The sequence below is a fragment of the Paenibacillus sp. sgz302148 genome (assembly GCF_056120465.1).
Genome location: NZ_JBVYOJ010000010.1, coordinates 194792 through 216088, shown reverse-complemented (window position 1 = coordinate 216088; position 21297 = coordinate 194792). Strand labels below are relative to the sequence as shown.

The window sequence follows — 21297 nt, the reverse complement described above, 5'->3', positions numbered from 1 at the left end:
CGCTGCGACAGACATCCAAGCAAGAGAGCAGCGCATTTCATAAGGAGCGATCCGACATGCTAAAAGACTTCATTTCCAATCTTGCATTGATGCTCTCTTTCGCTTTCTTATTCGATCTCTTGATCCGAAGAAGGGATCCGGCGCAGCGCACGAATATCTCCTATAAAATCATTACCGGCCTGCTGCACGGATTGTTCGGCATCGTGCTTATGTTTTTCAGCGTTCACGTCACCGAAACGACGATCTTGGATTTTCGCCAAATCGTCATCGTCGGATCCGCTTATTTCGGCGGCATATACGCCTCCGTTGGCGCAAGCCTCCTCATCGCGGCAGGCCGCATCCTGTTGTTCCCGGCCTGGAATCCTTCCTCCGTCATGGCGGTCGTTTCGGCGCTATGCGTTGGAATCGGCTCCGGCTTTATTTTCCGCGCTTCGTTGAGTTATTGGCGGAAATGGCTGGCAGCGCTTGCTTATGTCCTGACGATCGTCGTCGGCAGTTTATTATACTTGCTGAAAGTACACGATTACGCGGTCATCCCGATTTTCGCAAGCTTCGTCTGCATAGGCGGGTTGTTCAAAGCATATCTCATCCGGTATTTCAGCGAGACAAAGCGGCTTTCCGACGCATTAAAGAACAGCGAAGAAAAATACCGGGCGCTGCATACGTTCGAACAAGCGATTTTTCAATCGGCAACGGGCGTATCGATCATAGCGACAGGGCTGAACGGAACCATTACGATGTTCAACCGAGGCGCTGAGCTCATGCTCGGGTACAACGCGGGCGAAGTGATCCATAAGCATACTCCCCTGATCTTTCACGCGAAAAAGGAGATTGAGGAGCGGAGCAGCGAGCTCAAGCAGCATGTTCATCGTTCGCTCGGCGGCTTCGATGTTCTCGTGGAATATTCCAAACGAGGCGAAACGGACGAACGGGAATGGACCTATATCCGAAAAGGGGGACAGCGGCTGACGGTCAACCTGAGCGTAACGGCGCTTAAGGACGAGCGCGGCCAAATTACCGGCTTCCTCGGCATAGCAACCGACATCACGGAAAGGATCAAGGCCGAGGAAAAAATTATGGAGGCGAACGCAGCCCTGCTCCGATTATCGTCCATCGATGGGTTAACCAATATACCGAACCGGCGGCATTTTGACGAAATAGTGCTTAAGGAATGGGAGCTGGCGCATAAACAGCGATCCGACGTATCGTTAATCATGCTGGATATCGATTATTTCAAAGTATATAACGACAACTACGGGCATCAGCAAGGAGACGAGTGCTTGAAAACGGTTGCGTCCGCTTTGAAAACTTCATTAAAACGTTCCTCCGATCTCGTCGCTCGGTACGGCGGAGAGGAGTTTGCCGTTATCCTGCCCGATACCGATCTGCAAGGAGCGCTTGTCGTTGCCGAACAGCTGCGGAGCCGTATTGAGGCGATCTCCATCCCGCATGAACAGTCCAAAGCCCTTCCCGTCGTAACGGTCAGCCTAGGCGTCGCATCTTCTTCGCAAGGACAAGCCCTGTCCGTGGAAGAGCTCATCCTTAAGGCGGACCAAGCTCTCTATGCTGCCAAACAATCGGGTCGCAACCGGGTTTATGCCGAAACGGCCTATGACAAAAATCACACCCGGACCGGAGCGGATATGCTAGCATAACGGCATATAAACTCGGTGCTTGGGGGAATTGCGATGAGGAATACAAGCTGTTTCTCGGAAGAGAGCTTCGCCAAGCTGCGCGGCATCATGACCGATCTTACGATTCCTGCGGGAGCGAATCTATTCTGGGAAGACGATAAGGCCGACAAATTTCATTACATTCATCAAGGCAGTCTGAAAGTCAGCAAATCCAACAATGAAGGCAAAGAGTTCGTCCTTTACTTGTATCGGGCGGGCGACATGATGGGCCGCATGGACGGAAACGGCTTTTCCAAGCAAATCTTCAACGCGTACGCGGTGGAGGATTGCACGATCGGCGTCATCGACAATGCCGATTTGGAGCTGCTGCTGTGGCAGAACGGGGAACTCGCGATCGAATTCATGAAATGGATGAGCTTGTCCCACCGGACGACGCAAACGAAGTTTCGCGACTTGATGCTGTACGGCAAGCCGGGAGCGTTATGCTCAAGCCTCATTCGCATGGCGAATTCGTTCGGCATTCCTGGCGATAACGGTACAACGACGATCGGCGTCAAGCTGACGAATGCCGAAATCGCCGATTACATCGGCGCCGCACGTGAAAGCGTGAACCGGATGCTCAGCGATTTGAAAAAAGCGGGTGCGATCGCCATCGAAGGTGGGTACATTACGCTCACAGACATCGACTACTTGCGCAGCGTATGCCATTGCGAGCTGTGCCCGAAGGAGATATGCCGGATGTAGCGCCCCTTTGGTAGACCAATTCAAATCAAGACCGGATACCATTTGCCGTGATCCGGCTACATCGGCATCATTGGCTGCGTCTGCTGCATCATTGGCTGCGTCTGCTGCATCATTGGCTGCATCGGCTGCATGATCAGCATCGCCTGCTGCATCATTGGCTGCATCGGCTGCATGATCGGCATCGCTTGCTGCATCATTGGCTGCGTCGGCTGCATGATCGGCATCGCCTGCTGCATCATTGGCTGCGTCGGCTGCATGATCGGCATCGCCTGCTGCATCATTGGCTGTGTCGGCTCCATGATTGGCATCGTCGGCTGCATCATCGGCTGTATCGGCTGCATGATCGGCATCGCCTGCTGCATCATTGACTGCATCGGGTTATACATCGGCGCAACGGGGTCATACACCTCAACCTCGAGGTACATTTTGTGACAGTACATTTGGTCCATTCGCGGAATGTAGACGGTGCTCCCGGGCGGGAGTGCCTGAAAGTTCTGGATGTGCGGATTCGACAGCTCCATGATCGATTGCGGAATGTTATACATGGTAGCGATTTTCTCCGCGGAATCCCCCTCCTTCACGGGATGCTCGGCATATACATCATCCCTTAATTCCCCATCATCCCTGGCGAACTGAAAGAAAAACGGGGAAATGAAAAAAAGCGGAAAAAAACGGCGCTGCGGTACGAAGGGCTGGATCGGCTGCGCAAACAAAGACGGCTGCGGCTGCTCCAGAAAAGATGGCTGCGGCTGCGGGAAAAAAGGAGATTGCGCGAATTGGCGGTCTTCCATAGTTGATCCTCCATGACGGTATAGTCATTTGACTCTATATACATATGCCTATCGGAAAATACGGTTCCCCCCGCCCGCACAAATGGGCTTATAAGAAGAAAAAAACCGGACGTAAGGTTCCCCTCGTCCGGCTTTCCGATGTTCTTTTCCCTCAGTACCCATTCCCGTTATGACGGGACGATCAACCTTTGACCGCCCCGGCCGTCATGCCTTGAATGATTTTTTTGTAGAACAGCAAATAGGTGAGAATGACCGGCAACACGACGATCACCATTGCCGCCATCATCTGCGGGTAGTTGACCGTAAATTGGCCGTTGAAATTCGTCAGTCCGACAGGCAGCGTCCTTAGCTCCGGACTTTTCAAGAGTACGAGCGCAAACGGGAACTCGTTCCATGCGCCGAGGAAGAACAAAATGATTCCAGTCGACAGAACGGGCATACACATCGGCATAACGATGCGGAGCAGCGTACTGGTCGGAGAACTGCCGTCGATGCATGCCGCTTCCTCCACCTCGACCGGAATCGTGCGGATGAAGTTTTCGAACAGGAAGATAGCCATCGACAAGTTGAACGCTACGTATGGGAATACAAGCGTAAACCGGTTGTCCAGCATGCCGATCGACTTAAATTCCACGAACACCGGAATAAGCAGCCCGTGAATAGGCAGCAGCATGCCGGCAAGAAACATGAAATAGATCGCGTTGCGCCCCCGGAACGAAAACCGCGCAAGCAAATAAGCAGCGAAAAAGCTGACGAGAATCGTAAGGACAACGGTAAGAATGCTAACGAACACGCTGTTGAAAAAGTATAAGTTCATCTTCCCGACGACAAATGCGTCCACATAATTTCGAAACTGGAGAGAACTCGGCAGCGAAATGATGTTCAAGTTGAATTCCTGCTGCGTCTTGAGCGAGGAATAGATCATCCATACAATGGGGAAAATGCAAGACAAAGAAAGGATCAGCATCACCGCGTTCACCGTGATTTTCCCTGTGCGCGAAGCCCATTTAGGCATCTTTATTCCCCCCAATCAGACGGCTGAGCAGAATCATTACCAAGCTAAGCACCATGATGCCTACCGATATGGCGCTGCCGTAGCCCAGCTTGAACGATTTGAACGACATGTCGTAAGCGTACTGCGCCATGACGGTCGAACTGGTGCCCGGACCTCCTCCGGTCATGACGAAAATATGGTCGAACGCTTTCATATTGCCGGCGATACAGAGCATAACCGCCAGCTGCACCGTGCTTTTCATGAGCGGCAGCGTAATGTACCATGCTTTTTTGAAGCCGGTGGCGCCGTCGATCTCCGCCATTTCATATACTTCCGAGCTGATGCTTTGCATCGAAGCCATAAAAATAATGAGATAAAAGCCGATGAACTGCCAAATGATCGGCACCGTTACGGAATACATAACGATGGACGGATCGTCAAGCCACGGTTTAATCCACGATTCCAACCCGACCGATTGCAACAGGAAGTTCAGCAGACCCGAGTCGTTGTTATAAATAATCGACCAAAGAAAGCCGATGACGACCGAGGAAAGCACGACCGGAATGAACATGACCGTGCGGTGAAACTCTCTCCACTTGACCCAGCGGCCCATCAGCAGGATCGCGATCGCAAACGCGATGCCGATCTGTCCGACGACGCTGAACAAAACGATAATCAAGTTGTTGGCAAACGCGTGCCAAAATTTCTCGTCGCTTGCAAGCCGGATGAAATTGTCCAAGCCGACGAACGTCATTTTCGGTCCGCCCGACCAATTGAAGAAGCTGTACCGAAGCGCCATAAATGTTGGTACGAGCACCATAAACGCATAGAGCAGGACGGACGGCACAAGATAAAGAGTAAATGTGAACCGTTTCGGACGTATCGAGGCGTTTTGCATCATATCTCTCCTTTCTTCCCCAATAAGAAAAGCTTCGTTAAAAAACCGTCTCCCGAGCGAAGGCTCAGGAGACCGGCATCTTCAATATTGCGATTATTGCTTCTCTGCCTCATATTCCTTCTGCATTTGCTCGGCGGCTTGCTGCGGCGTAATTTGCCCGATGATCATGTTCTGCATTGCCGTGTTCATTTCTTCCGTCAAAGCAGGGGACAGCTGAGAATCGTAAATCGGCACGTATTTCGTCGTTTCAAGCAGCTTGATCAGCTTCTGCATAAGCGGCGTCAATTCAATTTTGCTCATGTCCTCGATTTTGCTCGAAGGCATGTCGCCGTATTTCAATATGACTTCCGCCGCATGTTTATCGGACAACGACTTGAGCAAGAGCGCAATATCTTTCAGCTTCGATTTATCGACGTTCGCGTTCACCGCATACGCCCAACCGCCGCCGCCGGATACGGAATTCTGCTCGCCTTTGGCGCCGGAGATGGCCGGGAATACCGCAAGCTCGGTCTTGTCGACGATTTCTTTTGGCGCGCCCGCTTCCATCGCGGAAATCGCCCATGCGCCCTCGATGAACATGGCCGCTTTTTCGTTGTAATACAATGTCTTCATCTGGTTGTTGTCGATGCTGTTCATGTCGCTGTTGAAGGCGCCATGCTTGTTCAGATCCTGCAACGCCGTGAGCGCCTGCACGAACTCCGGATCGGTGAATTTCGCGCCGCCGTAATCTTTCAAGCTGTTGAACCATTCCGTTCCCGTGAACCGGTCGCCCAGCGTGGACAAGTAGCTGGAGTTGGCCAGCCATTTGCCTTTGTTGCCGAATGCGATCGGGGTAATGCCTTTCGCCTTCAGCGCGTCGATCAGCTTGATGAAGTCGTCCCACGATTTCGGGAATTCGCTATAGCCGGCTTTGGCCAGCAGGTCTTTATTGTAGAAAATCGTATGCGTAGGGCCGCCGGAAAACTGGATGCCATACACTTTGTTATCGACCGTATACGTATCGAGCGCACCGCTGACGAAGCCGTTCTTCCAGTCCGCGTCGCCGTTCAACATATCGTCCAGCGGCAGCACAAGGCCGTTGTCGACGAACGTCTTAACCATGGACGATTTCATCAGGAAAACATCGGGCAGCTCGTTGCCGGCTGCGAGCGTTTTGATTTTTGTTTCGTACGCATCATGCGATTGGATTTCTTCAGTAAGCTTAATTTCCGGATGATCTTTCTTGAATTTCTCGATCAACTCGCTTTGATGGCTCGGGCCTTGGTCCGAGTTTTTATCGTACATATGCATAAATTTGATCGGCTCGCTTGCTTTTTGCCCGCCGTCCGTTTCGCTTCCGCTGTCCGTTGATGCGCTGCTTCCGCAGCCTGCGGCAACGAGCGCCATCGATGCGACGAGAAGCGACGCCATCCATTTTTTCGTACTGCTTTTCATCCTATAGACACTCCCTTTTTGTCCGTGATAGTATAATTCACCTTGCCTGGATCCATTTTAATCAAAAGGGGGCCCGAAAGAGGTAGAGTATTTTATGAAAATGTCCAAAATACTATCGACTTATGCGCCCGAGGAAAACCCATGCCTTTTACAGAAAAAAAATATTTAAAGTATTCCTTGACGGGAATATTCCTATTGATGTATATTAAAGGTGTTCGAACTACACTTTATTATCGTGAGGTGGGTGTTTCAAATGGAAACAAATAATAATGTTACAATAACGGTGGAAACCACGGTTCAAAAACCGGTCGGAGAAGTGTGGAAATATTGGACGGAGCCGCAGCATATAACAAAATGGTCCTTTGCTTCCGATGACTGGCATGCGCCAAACGCCGAAAATGACTTAAGGGTTGGCGGGAGATTTGCTACAAGAATGGAAGCTAAGGATGGCAGTTTTGGATTTGACTTCGGCGGCGTTTATGATGAAGTGCGGATAAACGAGTTTATTGCTTATACTTTGGACGATGGAAGAAAAGTTACGATTAGTTTTAATAGCCAAGAAAACGGGACGAAAGTAATTGAAACTTTTGAAGCGGAAAAGACCAATCCCATTGATATGCAAAAAGCAGGCTGGCAGGCTTTTATGGACAATTTTAAAAAATATAGCGAAACCTCCAAATAAGATTACGATCAAAAAATACAAAGGCCTTCGTCGAATGACTAATAAGCCCATTTGACGAAGGTCTCTTATTTATTCCGTTGCCTTCCTTTAATTGTCAGCTCTTTGCTCCGCGATTCCGGTATTCCTTCGGTGCGAGGCCGGTATATTTTTTGAAAATAAGCGTGAAATATTTGTAATCGCTGTAACCGACCCGCTCGGCTACCTCGTACACCTTGAACGAGACGTCGTCCAGCAGCGCTTTCGCTTTCTCCACGCGGAATTTGTTCAGCCATTCGGTGAAATGCTCGCCGGTTTCTTCCTTAAACACCCGGCTAAAATAATTCGGCGTCACGAACGCGCTGTTCGCAACGTCCTCCAGCTTGATCTTTTCTCCATAGTGCTCGTTCACGTACTGCATGGCAACGGCGACGATGCTCTTATACCGCGATTGCTTGTACGCCTCCATCGCATCGAACAGCGAGCGGAATTTGTTTTGCAGCCAGCCTTTGACATCCTCTACCGTTTCATACTTCTCGATCTCGTCGTATAGAAGGTCCAGTCCCGGCGAAATGCCGGACGTGCCAATCCCCATTTGCTCCAGCAGACCGGCCGCCTGGAGCAGCCACTTGACGGAAAGCGTCCGGACTTGCTCGAAAGGAACCCTTGCGCTCAAAAAATGGCGGAAAGCCGATTCCAAACGTTCATGCAATCGTTCCCGGTCCATCGCCTTTAGATCGAGCAGCAATTCCTTCTCTTCTTCGATCGGCATCGGGACGGCCGGTTCCACGGCAGTGACGTCCTTGTCTTCGTAGCGGATGATTTGGCCTTTGCCGCGATATACTTTGCTTTGCAGCGCGGACAACGCCTGCCGGTACGACAGCGACGCTTGCTCAAGAGTCGTTACGGGCATGCCGACGGCGACGGTAACGGACAGCTTAATGTACCTTCGGACGTTCAAACGGATTTCATCGCATACTTCCATGATCCGGTGCTTATTTATTGTTCCGACATTAAGCAGCGCGACGATGCCGTCGAACTCTCCGATGATAACCGAGCATGGGAATACGGCCTCAAGCAGCTCCTCGGCGATATTGGAGACGGAGAATAGCAGCCATTCTTTTTCCTTGTCGGGCGCATTTTCTGTCAGAAGCAGCAGATCGTCGATATCGATGACCAGCACCTGATATTCCGGCCCCTGCAAAGGGATTTTCAGTTTCAGCGCCTTTTCGTCGCGGTCCGCTTGCCACCTATTGTCTCCGCGCAGCAGCCCGTTAATGAATTTCGCCCGGATGAGCGGCAAGTTTTCGTTCCAAAGCAGCTGTGACCGAAGCTCCTCCTCCAGCTGCCGTTCCTCAAGGCGGATGTCGTCCGACAGTTTGACCACCAGCTTGATCAGCTCTTCGGCTCCGACCGGCTTCGTCAAATATTCGCTGACCCCAACCTTGAGCGCTTGGCGGGCATAAGCGAAATCGTCGTACCCGCTCAAAATGACGACTCTTGCATGCGGCAGCTCCCGCTTCAGCGCTTCGGCCAATTGCAACCCGTCCATCACCGGCATACGGACATCGGTCAAAACGATGTGCGGCTTTAGCGCTAAAGCCATGTCCAAGCCTTCCTGGCCGTTGCGGGCTTCGCCTGCGATCTCGACGCCGAACTGCGCCCAATCGATCGAGGTGCGGATGCCTTTGCGAATCATCGCTTCGTCATCCACGATCATCATGCGGATCATGCGGTTTGTCCACCTCCCAAGGCTGTCTGACGAATACGGTCGTTCCGCCGGTATCGTTCCGTACGAACTCGAGGCCGTATCGTTCTCCGAAATATAATTGAATGCGGTCGTTGACGTTTTTGATGCCGAAGCCCCGGTTTTGTTCTTCCGCCTGGACAAGCAACCGTTCAAGCTCCGCGAGATCGGCGCCGGCTCCGTCGTCGGCTACCTCGAAAACAAGCTGCTCGTTCTCCCTGTATACCGCGACGCGCACCGTTCCGTCCCCGCCTTTCTTCTCGATGCCATGCACGATGGCGTTCTCGACGAGCGGCTGCAGGATCAGCTTGACGGTTTGGCACGGCAGCGCCTCTTCCGCGACATCCAATTGAAACGCGATCATATCCTCGTAACGCTTTTGCTGGATCACCATATAATGGCGCAAATGCTCCGTTTCCTGCCGAACGGTCGTCAATTCGCGCCCGCTGTTCAAGCTGAGCCGGAACAGCTTGGACAACGATTCGACAAGCTGCGCCGTTCCGAATGCTCGCTCCATCCGGCTCATCCAATAGATCGTATCGAGCGTGTTATACAGAAAATGCGGGTTGATCTGCGCCTGCAGCGCCTTCAGCTCCGCTTCCTTCCGCCTGATCTTGGCGGTATACACTTCGCTCACAAGCTCCTTCAGCCGCTCCACCATCTTATTGAAGCTTCGGCCGAGCTGTGCGATTTCGTCGTTGCCGGATACGTTCGCCTGCATGTCGAAGTTTTCTTCTTCGACGAAACCCATGAGCGTACCTAATCTTTTGACCGGCAAAATAATCCGTTTCGAGAACAGGTAGGCAAACGTGGCGCAAACAAGGAACGTAACGATAGCCGTAACCAATAAAAGCTGCGGGATGACGGTATTATCCTTCAGCAGCTCTTTTAACGGTACCTGATGAATGACGTTCCAGCCGAGTCCTTCGATGCGGTAAGACGTGAGCAGGTAGGTTTCACCTTGGACGGATACAGTCTCGTAGCCCTGCTTCGCTTGCAGCGTGCTGACCCGTTCCGCCAGCTCCGCGCTTAGCGGCGTGCCTGCGGCGTCCGGAGCGGAAGCGGCAATCACATTATGCTTTTCATCAGTTAAGTAAAAGGTTTCTCTTCGGCCGACTTGTTGGTTGGCGAACAGTCCGGCGAGCTCGTCCACGTTCAAGTTGATCTTCAGCACGCCCAGATCGTCCGATAGATTGTTAATATCTTTGACGACCCGCATATAGGAAAGAACCCGAACCGGCTTGCCGTCGAACTTCACGACTTCCCCGGCCTCCCATACGCCCCCGCCTTTCCGCTGCGCCAGCCGTTCGACCGTCCCGGGCTCGAGCTCTTTGCGCGCGGCTTTCGTATCGATCGCGACACCGTTAAAGCCTTGAATGTACACGGAGTCGACATACGCTTTGTTGCTAAGCAGGTGGGCAAGCAGCTGCTCAGTATTCGCCTTCGCGCGATCGACGGCATCCCGCGGCGCGGAAGCGGGGAGTTTCAGGAAGCCGCGCATCTCTTCGTTCTGGATCAGGAAGAGCGAAGTATCCTGAATATAAGCGATCATGAGCTCCAGATTGTTGCCGATTTGTCCGACGGTATTCAGATCGGAGACGCCCACCTTCTGCGTGACGATTTCCGACGATTTCACGTAAGAGATCAGCCCGAGCGCGAATAGCGGAACCATGACAAGCAGGAGGGTAAATGCTAATATTTTGTGCTGCAGGCTTATAAATCTCGGTTTCTTTGGTTTGCCTTTAGTATTAAAATTTCCGCGAATATTAGTCATGGCAGCACATGAAGCAAAATGGCGAAGAAATGGAACACCGAACCGCCCAGCACGAACAGATGCCATACGGCGTGGTGATACGGAAAGCTGCGCCATACATAAAAGACGGTGCCGACCGTGTAGAGCACACCGCCGACGATGAGCAGCATCAACCCGCCCTGCGGAAGATTGTGGATAAGCGGCCCCCACGCGAAGACGATGATCCACCCCATCGCGATATAGATGAGCGTTGACGTGAACAAAAACCTTTTGGCGAAAAACGATTTGAACACGACGCCGACAAGCGCGACGCCCCAAACGATGCCGAACAGCGTCCATCCGAGCGTCCCTTGAATGACGTTAAGCAGAATCGGCGTGTACGTTCCGGCGATAAATATATAAATGAACGAGTGGTCCAAAATTTCGAAGACATCTTTGGCCTTCCCTTCCGGAAAGCTGTGCACCAAAGTCGAAGCCACATACAGCATGAGCATCGTCGCTCCATAAATCGCAAAGCTAACCACATGCCACGCGGAGCCTTTCATCACGGCAAATACGACAAGCAGCACAAGCGCCGCCACACTCAGCAAGCTTCCGATGCCGTGCGTAATTGCGTTGGCGACTTCTTCTTTTTTGGAATACGTATACGTTTGCGCCATACCTGAAACCTCTCTTCCATCCCTTGGTTTCTTCATTATACGCTCCATCCGCCCAATTTGCCAAAATGACGGGCGCTTTGCACCGGCGGGCTTTAGGCCTCATGATGGGCCATGCAAGCACTCCCGCGAGCGGCCGTAGTGCCCTGAGCATGACCGCAAGCCACGCGGAGAGCCCCGAGATATGCCGCTAGCCACGCAAAAAACGCGCGAAGTTACCGGAGTAGACCAAAAAAGCTGCCCTCAAACTGCCGGAGAAGGTCGTAAGCACGCAAAAAACTGCCCCCGAACCGCCGGTGAAGGCGGAGGAGACAGCTTTTCTATGCTTTAGCGTATTATTGTTTTTTCATCATGTTGTACAGCATGACGGCCGCTTCCGCTCTTGTTAGCGTAGCTTGCGGATGGACGGAAACGCCGTCGCCCTGGATCAGCCCGCTCTGCACGAGCGCAGCAACGCTGTCCTTGGCATAAGCGGCGATCCGCTCGCGGTCGGCGAACCGGTCCAGCACGGCGGCCGATGTGACATCCACCCGAATACCGGCTGCTTTCATCGCCTTATGCAGCAGGACGAGCGCTTCTTGCCTCTTGATCGGATCCATCGGATTAAAATTGCCGTTCCCTGTTCCATTCGCAATGCCGAGCTGCTTGGCAATCGCAAGTTCTTGGGCATAATAGGCGGTTTCCTTCACGTCGTCAAAGTTCCCGCCGGATCCTTCGGCCGTAAGCTCCAACGCGCGTACGAGCAAGGCGACATAATCGGCTCTCGTGATCGTTTCTGAAGGAGCGTACGTTGTTGCCGAGGTTCCGTTAATGATGCCTTTTGAAGCCATCGCTTCGATTTGTTTGTTCGCCCATGTTAGCTTCGAGATGTCTTCGAAGGTTTTGCGGACGAACGCGACTGCATACTTGCTGAAATGACTCGTCTTGAACGTCACCGTGCCCGTTGCCGGATCGTATTTGCCGTTCGGTACCGGCACCGCGGCGCCGGAGCCGTCGATATACCACACGACAATGTGTTCCGGATCGGCCAGTTCTTCCTTCGTCGGAACGTATGGGATCGATATGCCTACCGGCGCTTTCGGATTGTTCCAGGACACCGTTTTGCCGTCCGCCACGACATGAAGCTCTACGACCGGACGGCTGCCGATCGCCGCCTTGGTCGCCGGATCAAGATCCGACGTATCCGCGGAGCCGATATACAACGCCAATTTGGCGTCCTTCGCCAAATCCATGCCGTCCAGCATATTGGCCGGCGCGGAGATCGTTCCGAACTCGGTCGTTATCTCAACCGTCGTTGCTGCTTTCTCGGAAGCCAGCGCCGCTGGAGGCAGCTCCACGACGTAGCCCTTCGCCCCGTCCGCTCTCGGCACCTCGACTTTGATCACTTTCACCCCGGTTGCGCTTGCAGCCGCCGACTCGACGGCTTTGTTCCAGTCGTCGGCTTTAACCACGGCTTTCGCTTCTCCTGTGGCGGCGTCCACCTTCGGAGCAGCTAACTTGATTGTGCCTTTATCGATAACGGCCGAAGGCGGCGTTACTTGCGGCACCGTGACCTGACCCGAATCGACGGCAGGCGGATCCGGGTTCGGATCGACAGGCGTCACCGGAGTGTGCACGGTCAACTGAGGCGCTTCGGTTGCTTCCTGCTCGTTGTACAACTCGAGTTCGGATATCGCGTATTTGTCAACCTCGTCCAGGTTGGCTTTCCACAACAGCAGATACAAGCCTTTCAGACCCTTGTACCCCTCGCCGTAATGTTCTTTATAGTCCGGCAGGTCGATCGTGATCCGTTCGTATTTGTCCTCGCTATCGGTTTGCCAAGTCAAATAGACGCTGGACAAGGTCTCTTCCCAGTTTTTTCCATCTTCCGTCGTTGAGATGTCCAGAACGGTCAGCCCTTGCTGCTGCGCTTTGTTGACGACCAGCACGAGCTTGTTGAAATCTTGCAGATCGTTCTCGCCCCACTCCAGCAAGATGCGGTGAGGCGGCGCAAACTCGCCCTTATCGTTTAATACCGGGATGCTTGCGCTTTGGAAATACGTATGGACATCGCCGTCGATCATCCGTAACGGCGAATGCTCGCTCTTCGGATCATAATCGTTCGCGCTCCAGTCCTGCCCATGGTCCGTATAAACCGCGCGGGCGTCCTTCGCTTTGCGGGCAAGGTTTACGTTCCGCTTTACCGTCAGCGTATACGTTTTGACAGTGGCTCCATCGTTTGCCGTCACGACGATTTCGATTTTGCTGTTGCCCATCGGCACTTTGGCGGTGATCCATTGCCCGGCGGCGATCTTCAGCCCGTTCACCTTCATCGTGCTGTCGGCTTTTTTCATCGTCGGCTTCACCATAATCGTGTCCACGTTAGGATCGACGTCCACCGAGTAATCCGTTTTGCCGCTATCGAACGCAATACTTGACATTCCGCCGCTGACATCAAGCGCCGAAAGCGAAGCGTCGCTATTCGGATTCGTTACTTGAATCGTGCTGGAAGCGGTAAAATGCCCTTCCTCGGTCACAGCCGTTATAACGGCCGTTCCCGCTCCGACCGCGGTGACGACACCGCTTCGGCTAACCTTCGCCACGCGCTCGTCGCTGCTGCTCCATTCCAGCGCGACGTTGCTAGCGTCCATCGGTTCGAACGCGGCATTCAGCTTCAATGTATCGTACACGAGCAGATCGGCCGCCGGTGGATTTAATTGGATGCCGGTTACTGGAATATCCGTAACGGCCAGCTTAACCGATTCTGTTGCGTCCTGTTCGTTATACAGCTCAAGCTCGGAAAGTGCATAGCGATTGTCGCTGGTCATATTTGAAGCCCATAACAGGATGTAGATGCCTTTGAGCCCTTTGTACTCATGCTCCGGCGTGCCGTAGTATTGCTTGTAGTCGATTAACTCGAATGGTTGTTCCTCGTAAACGTCCGGGCTGTCCGTCTTCCAGACCGGCTTGCCGTGGTCCGTTTCCGGCCAGTCGATGCCGTTCTCGGACGTTGAGATGTCGAATACCTTGAACCCTTGCTGCTGCGCATTATTTACGACGAGCACAAGTTTGTTGAAGTCTTGCGGTTCGTCCCATTTCAGCAAGATGCGGTGCGGCGGTTCGAACTCACCCTTTGCATTCAACTCCGGAATGCTCGCGCTTTGAAAATACGTAGTAACGTCGCCGTCGATGATCTGGATCGGGGAATGTTTGTCTGCATTGTCGTAATCGCTCGCACCCCAATCCTGGCCATGCTCCTTATACGTCGCATTGACGACCGACGCTTTCAGCGCAATGTTTTCGTTCCGTTTCACCGTCACGGTATACGTTTTCGACGTATTGCCGTCCTGCGATTTGGTTACGATAACGATTTTGCTGTTGCCCATCGGAATCTTAGCCGTAATCAGTTGGCCGCTGTTCACCGGCATCCCGTTGACGGTCATCTCGCCTTTGATGTTTCTTAGCCGGGGCTGCAGCGTAATCGTATCGACCGTTTCCTTCAGCTTGACGGTATACTCGAACGTATTGCTGTCGAACGCGATGTTCGGGGCCCCTCCGCCAACGATCAGATCGGACAACGAAGCTTCGTTGGAAAAGTCCAGCACCGTGATGACACTCGTCGCTTTGAAGCCTCCGTCGGCGGTTGTCGCCGCGATCGCCGCCGTACCCGGTGTGATCGCCGTCACGAACCCCGCCTGGTCGACCTTCGCGACTCCCTCGTTGCTGCTGGACCAAACGACCGACTTGTTCGTGGCACTGGACGGCATGATCGCCGCCGTCAGCTTGATCGTGTCTTCGGCGTAGAGCGATGCAGCCGGCGGATTAACCTCAACGCCTGTAACCGGCACGTTCACCGAAGTGACCGTAACCTTCGTGCGTGCCATGAAGGCGCCATCGACGGTCGTCGCCGTGACGAAGGCGGTTCCTCCCCCGATTGCAGTCACCTTGCCGGCCGTATCGACCTTAACGATCGCTTCGTTCGAGGAAGACCATTCCACCCCTTGCTCCGTCGCATCGACAGGCGTTACCGTCGCAACAAGCGGCTTCGATTCCCCTGCATTCATGCTCAGCGTACTCGGGAGCTCTACAGAAGACGTCGCGACATAACTTGGCTTGACCTTTGTTTTGTCGAGTCGGAACAAGTCGGCCACACCGCCGTTTAACGTCACCTCCAGCTCATAGCGGTTTCCGCCGAGCGGCTTCAATTCGACCGACTCACGCTCCCCCGTATCCCTGCTGACGCGCTCGATCGCGCTCGGGTCGTATTGCGCCAAGTTCAACTCGACCTTGATGTTTTGCTTCGTATCGGCTCCCGTCCCGTGCTGCTGCTCCGGCAGCACGCCGTTGCCCGTCGTCAAGCCGTTCATGACCATAAAATATTCGACGTCGGACGATCCGAAGAACTCTTTCGTCCCCGGCAGCGGCTCGAAAAATCCGATCATGGCGTCGCCGTTCAAGCCGTTGTTCTGCGTGCCAAGATTGCGGACCGACATGCTTCGCAAGTAAGGGTGCGCGAGCCGGTTATACCGATCCAGCACGGGGGTTTCCCGCGGTGTTTTGTTGTTTTCGATATTCCCGTTTTCCATATGCTGCCCCGGGACGATGAACACGTCCGTGCTGTTCAAACGAACGAGGTGCGGCCCCAAATTCCGGATTTGACGGGCCATCTCCGCATATTGGGCGTACTGCGGCGTCGTCTTACCGTCTTTGTCGAAGAACAAGAAGCTGTTGCTGTCATATTCCCACCGGAACATGCTCAGCCATTTGCCGCCCATCGTCAGCGTGGCGAACGGAACGCCGTAAGTTTGCGATTCGCTGATGATATATGGCCCGACGTCCGCCGGCAGCTTATTCGTCTTAAAGCCAAGTAAATATTGGCCGAACGCGATCGGGCTCCGGCCCGTTCTATCGTAGCCGCCAAGCGCGATAGTCCGTTGATCGTTCACGTTATTGACGATCGTCGTGAACATGTTCGCATCCGTGCCGCCAAGCGAGAACAAATAATCGTCGAACGTGAGCAAATCCGGCTCGGCCGTGCGAATGTACGTCTCGTAGTTGTCCCTTTGCCATTGGCGGGACTGCTGATTGCTGTGTACCAGCACGTTCGGGTAGAGCTGGTGGCTCAGCTTGAACCATTCAGTGTATACGTTTAACATTTTCTCACTGTAGCTCTCTTCGTCGCCGATCGAGATTGTGATTAGGTTATCGACGTTTTCCACCTGCTGCGGCGAAAGAAATCCGCCCTTATCGCTTTCCGTCGGGCCCTCCAATTTTCCGCCAAATGCACTCTTAACGAGCGACCATTGTAGATTCTTGATGCTTCCCTGTAACGTCTGGTTGTAAAAAGGATATTCGTAATACGTAGCTGTCGTAAAATGGCTTCCTTCCCATTCCTCGGCCGATGCGTATTTTCTTCCGGTATCCTCCGTTGTCATCCACGTCTGCATTTGCAGCCCCTTGTCGATCAGCACCCGGCTGGCGCGGGACAACGTTTTCGGCGGCAAAACGGTTACCGTCCGCACCTTGGTTACGGAATCGCCCTTGCTGTTCGTAACGGTGTATTTCACCGGGTAGATGCCACCATTACTCGTATCGACCGAACCTGTCGTCTGAACGCTGCCGCTCAAGTCGCCGTCAACGGCGTCCGATGCCGACGCCCCGGCTTCCGTATACGTCTCGTTCAGCTGAAGCGTCATCTCAGACGGCCCGTTCAGCGTGATGACCGGCCAGTTCAGCCCAGGTGCCTGTCGCATCTGTTCATCCGTCAAAGCCCGGTCGTAGATTTGGAATTCGTCGATGTATCCGGGCCATGCATTGGACGAATCCGGGAACCGGTCCGCACCGAGGCGGAGCTCCGCTGTATTCGAGTCCATATGCGTGTCGACCGTCGCCTTGTCCAGCGCCCCGTTTACATACAGCTTCACTGCCGCTCCTTCCCGGACGAGCGCGACATGATACCACTTTTTCGGCTCGATCAGCGTTTCCCCGATCGTCTTCACGCCGCCAAGCATCGATTGCAGACGGCCATCCGGCCTGCGCGCAAGCAGCGTCGTCCCGTTAGCCCCTTGCTGCTGAACAAGAACTACGGTCCGGTTCGTATAGGTCGAGTTGAAGTTGACAAGCATGCTGATCGCAAAATCGCTACCCGTATTGATCAGATCTTTATTCGGTATCGTGGCATAGCTGTCATAGCCGTTTAATAACAGCGCTTTGCCGAACTTGCCGCTGCCGAATGCAGCTTTGGAGACGACGGCGTCATTGCGCATGAACGTGTCCGGCGTTACATCCCCATTTACATTCTCGAATTTCCATTCGCCGACTAATCCCGGTACGGCAGCAGCCGAGTAAGATACCTCCGGACTGGCTTCATCCGCGGAAGCCGTCATGACCGGCAAACCGATGCAGTTGATCCATAAGCAAACAACGGTCAGCAGGCTTGCCCACTTTTTGTTTCGTTTCGTTAACATCCCAATCCTCCCCATTCATCATCGTTTGCGATATTCCGGTTTTTTTCTCCTCTCACGAACGTTTGTTTATGCAATACATCCAAATTATTTGTCGAATTTAGGAAAGCGCTTAACTTTGCATGACAAAAAATACTCTTGTTAAAGGCAGCTTTACAATTCCAAAATTATGCTGTCGGATTACAAGAATATTTACAATTCCTTATCTTGAGTATGCGCTTCCATTTCTGTGAATCATGACTGCGTTTCCCTACCGTATAAACATATTCCCTCCTATTCGCTAGCATATTAATAACAAAGCGGCGACGCTTTTCTTCGATGGAAACATATAACGAAACGCCGTATTAAACTCAAATGTGTGGGTGATCGGAACGGGTATCATTACATCCTTCACGCTGACTGTGGGAGTAAAAAGTAATTTTAGAGAAAGCGCTTCCCCTTTTGTTGCACCCATTATAACGTGCCATGAATGGGTATGCAACCACTGCGGACGTATAATTATACGACACAAAAAACGAAGACGGACATGCTTTCGCTGTCCGCCCGCGTTTCGTGACAAGGTATTTTCAGGATTATTCCAATACATCGAAAGACTCCATTTTTGTCGCATATTTGAAGTAAATGTTCATGAACAATGGCTTATTTTTCTATAACGATGCCGTTTAACTTCAATTGAACCGGATTAGCAATCGTGTCGCCTACAGGACATGTCCTCTCCAAAAATTGAATGAATTCCTCAACCTGTTCCCGGGAAGCGTCGGTTTTGATATGAAAGGTATACCGAATCTCGGAATATCCACGGCGGACATCGGATTTGTTCATGAAGCCATCCGTATCGAGGTCACCCTCCACCTCAACCCAGAAGTCTTCCAGCGTAACGTTAAACTTTCTTGCATAAGCCCGGGCTACGATCGATTGGCATGCGCCTAATGCGCAAAGCACGGCTTCTACCGGATTCATCGCCGTATCCGTTCCGCCCAAGCTCCGAGGCTCATCGATCATCATTTCGAAATTTCTTGAGCTTGCTTTGACAACCATTCCTTTTTGCAAATGTGCGGTAGCTTTAAATGTTTCAACTGGCATCCGGTCCACTTCCCCTTCTGGTTTATTTATACAATCGGATCATAGCATATAATTCCGATAATGTTAATATGAATTGAACCTCTTGCACGAAAAATTGAAGCGGCTTGTCCATTTTATCGGCCCCTATTTCATCATCCAAAAAATCCATGTAATTAGTTTCCTATCTCCTACACCCGAAAAATCCAAGTAACTTACCTCCCTATCTCCACCATCCGAAAAATCCAAGTAACTTGTCTCCCTATCTCCACCATCCGAAAAATCCAAGTAACTTGTCTCCCTATCTCCACCATCCGAAAAATACAATTAACTTGCGTCCTATCTCCAACATCCGAAAGTCCAAGTAACTTGTCTCCTATCGGACCATTCAGAAAATTTTGGCTGAAATTCAGCTAATAATTTCTGAATATGATGTAGATTCCGCATGTTCGAAGCAGATTCAGAAAATATTTTCTGAAAAACAGAAAATTTTGGCTAATAACAGAAAATTTTTTCTGAATTTCGCTTTGTCCCCTCTTTTGCCCGGGATAAAAAGAAAATAGTTTCTGAATTTCAGAAACTATTTTCTGAACGCAATATTTCGGCGGCTCGGCTCACCTTTAACGTTGCAGCATGCATCACATACTGATTTTCAGCATACACCACAAACAGACGAATTCCGAGCATTTCAACCTTTTAGTGAATCCGAAGGTACTATCAACTATACTTTACTTAGCCAATTAGCCAATCAGCCCTCCACCAACCCAACTACCTGCCACCCCGCCAAGCCACCAATTCATCCATTTTATCAAGAAGTTTCTCGAGAAGTTTCCCGTTATCGAAGTCCCCCCGCACCCGCAAATAAGCCAGGTCCCGCGGAAAAAGCTAACTCCTCAACCGTGCAAACCTCCCTGCAATCTTGCCCGAGGACGGTAATGGCCGATCGGGATTTGGATCAGGCACGTTTTCCCGCGCGGCTCGATGCCGTAAATTTCATCGCACGGCTTCGTATCGTAACCGAGTAGCGGATGGCCCCCCAGCCCAAGCGCGGAGGCCGCGAGCAGCAAATGCTGTGTAAGTATGCCTGCTTCCATCTGGGCGATGCGGTAGCCTCTGTATCCGAGCGCCGTCCGAAGGTAATCCCTATACCCTACCACATGCAGGCAGACCGGCACTTGAAACAAATTCACATTATGCAGCGACATCGCATGCTGGAGCCGGAGCCGCTGGTCCCCGGAACGTACCAGATGCAGCCTATGGGTCGTGCTGTCGTAACGGTATGCGCCGTCCGGAATGCCCGGAATGCCGTACAAGCAGCCGTACACCTCGACGCGGGGTACAGGCTCCATGAGCGTGCCGTCCAAATCGTTCCGATAAGCGAAGGCAGCCGTCGCCTCTTGCAGCAAAGCGGCGAGCTGCTCCGCGCTGACCTCGCGCAGCACAAAATCCATGTCCGGCGAATCCCGATTCCTGGAAGCCTCCGCCAGATCATACGCCATTCGCGTAACAGGGGGGAGAGCAATCTCCATCCCTCCGAAGCCTGCGACGCTGACGCTGTTTGTTCTGACCAGCCGGAACGATTGCGCCGAGTCCAGCAACGACGCTTCGTTCATCCTGACAAGCATCGGATATTCCTTGATCCTCCTCGAGCGGACGTACGTCTCGTGCCGGACCTCAGGAAGCTCGCGGAATAGTTCAGCCGTCGTATCTGCGCCGCGGAGGACGCCATCGGCTGCAAACCATTCATTCGCGGGGCGGTCCGACAGCGGAATAACCGCATATACACTTTCCTCCTGACCGGATAACCCGAGCAGGCGGTTAACGGCATGATCGAGAAATTGAAAGTATACCCCGGCCTCATAACCAAACCGTCCGGACGTTTCCAGCAGCTGTCCGGTAAGCACGCCGGCATCCAACCCTTGAAGGCGGTAGGAGAAGTTATTGTATTTGAAATAATTTTTCCAGAATAAGGTCGATACGAACACGACGCCAAAACAACCCGACACATCGCAGCGCCGGCCAAGAGCCCGCCCGACACAATCGTCGAACTCTCCTTCTCGCAGCAATGTCAGACGATGATGCGCCGCGTCGTAATGATAGATCCCGTAAGGCAAATCTTCCACTTTCAAATACGCATACAACTCGCTTGGATATAATCCTCCGCCGGAGGGGATAAACCGTCTGCACCATTGTACGGTCGTTTCCCCCGGGTCCGCCAAGCCCGGCATATTATCGGATTGGCACATCTGGGCAAAGCCGAATGCATACCATAACAGATGTCCAATGCTTCGGGAATCCGGCTTCTCAGGCTCTTCCCGATATCCAAGCGTCAGCGGCACTTCCGGCGACAACGGGAACACAGGCAGTCCCCTGTAAAGTTTCACTTTAAGCGGGGCGTCCTCCCAATCCGCCTCCCAATCCGGCGGTTTGGCCTTATCCGTGTCGAAATGCAGATAGTGCACAAATAGATCCAGACTCATGTCGTC

Annotated in this window: 13 protein-coding genes; 3 read left to right on the top strand and 10 right to left on the bottom strand. The window is 52.6% G+C overall.

Annotation, left to right across the window (positions count from 1 at the left end):
• Positions 1 to 56 precede the first annotated feature (56 nt).
• Complete coding sequence (locus tag AC0LWM_RS16775; RefSeq protein ID WP_474676118.1) at positions 57 to 1655, top strand: GGDEF domain-containing protein; 1599 nt, start codon at positions 57 to 59, stop codon at positions 1653 to 1655.
• A 33-nt stretch (positions 1656 to 1688) separates the two neighbouring features.
• Entirely contained in the window at positions 1689 to 2378 is a 690-nt protein-coding gene (locus tag AC0LWM_RS16770) for a Crp/Fnr family transcriptional regulator (protein ID WP_474676117.1), read from the top strand.
• Positions 2379 to 2434: 56 nt separating this feature from the next.
• On the opposite strand, the gene AC0LWM_RS16765 is transcribed toward AC0LWM_RS16770, so the two are convergent.
• The 4 genes from AC0LWM_RS16765 to AC0LWM_RS16750 form a co-directional block, all read right to left on the bottom strand.
• A complete protein-coding gene (locus AC0LWM_RS16765; RefSeq protein WP_474676116.1) occupies positions 2435 to 3169 on the bottom strand; it encodes a LysM peptidoglycan-binding domain-containing protein in 735 nt (244 codons plus the stop codon).
• A 181-nt stretch (positions 3170 to 3350) separates the two neighbouring features.
• Positions 3351 to 4184, bottom strand: a complete 834-nt coding sequence (locus AC0LWM_RS16760; protein WP_474676115.1) for a carbohydrate ABC transporter permease — start codon at positions 4182 to 4184, stop codon at positions 3351 to 3353.
• Positions 4177 to 5061 (bottom strand): carbohydrate ABC transporter permease, encoded by an 885-nt coding sequence (locus AC0LWM_RS16755; RefSeq protein ID WP_474676114.1) that lies wholly within the window; start codon positions 5059 to 5061, stop codon positions 4177 to 4179. The genes AC0LWM_RS16760 and AC0LWM_RS16755 overlap by 8 nt, the downstream gene beginning before the upstream one ends.
• Before the next feature lie 93 nt (positions 5062 to 5154).
• Positions 5155 to 6495 carry an extracellular solute-binding protein gene (locus tag AC0LWM_RS16750; protein WP_474676113.1) on the bottom strand — a complete coding sequence of 447 codons (1341 nt, stop codon included), beginning with the start codon at positions 6493 to 6495 and terminating at the stop codon, positions 5155 to 5157.
• A 253-nt stretch (positions 6496 to 6748) separates the two neighbouring features.
• Between AC0LWM_RS16750 and AC0LWM_RS16745 the strand changes: the two genes are divergently transcribed.
• Positions 6749 to 7177 carry an SRPBCC family protein gene (locus AC0LWM_RS16745; protein WP_474676112.1) on the top strand — a complete coding sequence of 143 codons (429 nt, stop codon included), beginning with the start codon at positions 6749 to 6751 and terminating at the stop codon, positions 7175 to 7177.
• A gap of 94 nt (positions 7178 to 7271) precedes the next feature.
• Here AC0LWM_RS16745 and AC0LWM_RS16740 read toward each other — a convergent pair whose 3' ends face one another.
• The 6 genes from AC0LWM_RS16740 to AC0LWM_RS16715 all read right to left on the bottom strand — a co-directional run bounded on the left by AC0LWM_RS16740 (position 7272) and on the right by AC0LWM_RS16715 (position 21291).
• Positions 7272 to 8885: a response regulator gene (locus AC0LWM_RS16740; protein ID WP_474676111.1), complete on the bottom strand. Its 1614-nt coding sequence runs from the start codon at positions 8883 to 8885 to the stop codon at positions 7272 to 7274.
• The gene (locus tag AC0LWM_RS16735; RefSeq protein ID WP_474676110.1) at positions 8860 to 10536 is read right to left on the bottom strand and encodes a sensor histidine kinase; all 1677 of its coding nucleotides are present in this window, start codon (positions 10534 to 10536) and stop codon (positions 8860 to 8862) included. Before AC0LWM_RS16735 ends, AC0LWM_RS16740 begins: the two co-directional genes overlap by 26 nt.
• A 134-nt stretch (positions 10537 to 10670) precedes the next feature.
• Positions 10671 to 11312: a PAQR family membrane homeostasis protein TrhA gene (trhA, locus tag AC0LWM_RS16730; RefSeq protein ID WP_474676109.1), complete on the bottom strand. Its 642-nt coding sequence runs from the start codon at positions 11310 to 11312 to the stop codon at positions 10671 to 10673.
• Positions 11313 to 11644: 332 nt separating this feature from the next.
• A complete protein-coding gene (locus tag AC0LWM_RS16725) occupies positions 11645 to 17755 on the bottom strand; it encodes an Ig-like domain-containing protein (protein WP_474676108.1) in 6111 nt (2036 codons plus the stop codon).
• Between the two features lie 636 nt (positions 17756 to 18391).
• Entirely contained in the window at positions 18392 to 18835 is a 444-nt protein-coding gene (locus AC0LWM_RS16720; protein ID WP_474676107.1) for an OsmC family protein, read from the bottom strand.
• A gap of 869 nt (positions 18836 to 19704) precedes the next feature.
• Complete coding sequence (locus AC0LWM_RS16715; RefSeq protein ID WP_474676106.1) at positions 19705 to 21291, bottom strand: SagB family peptide dehydrogenase; 1587 nt, start codon at positions 21289 to 21291, stop codon at positions 19705 to 19707.
• Between the last annotated feature and the right edge of the window lie 6 nt (positions 21292 to 21297).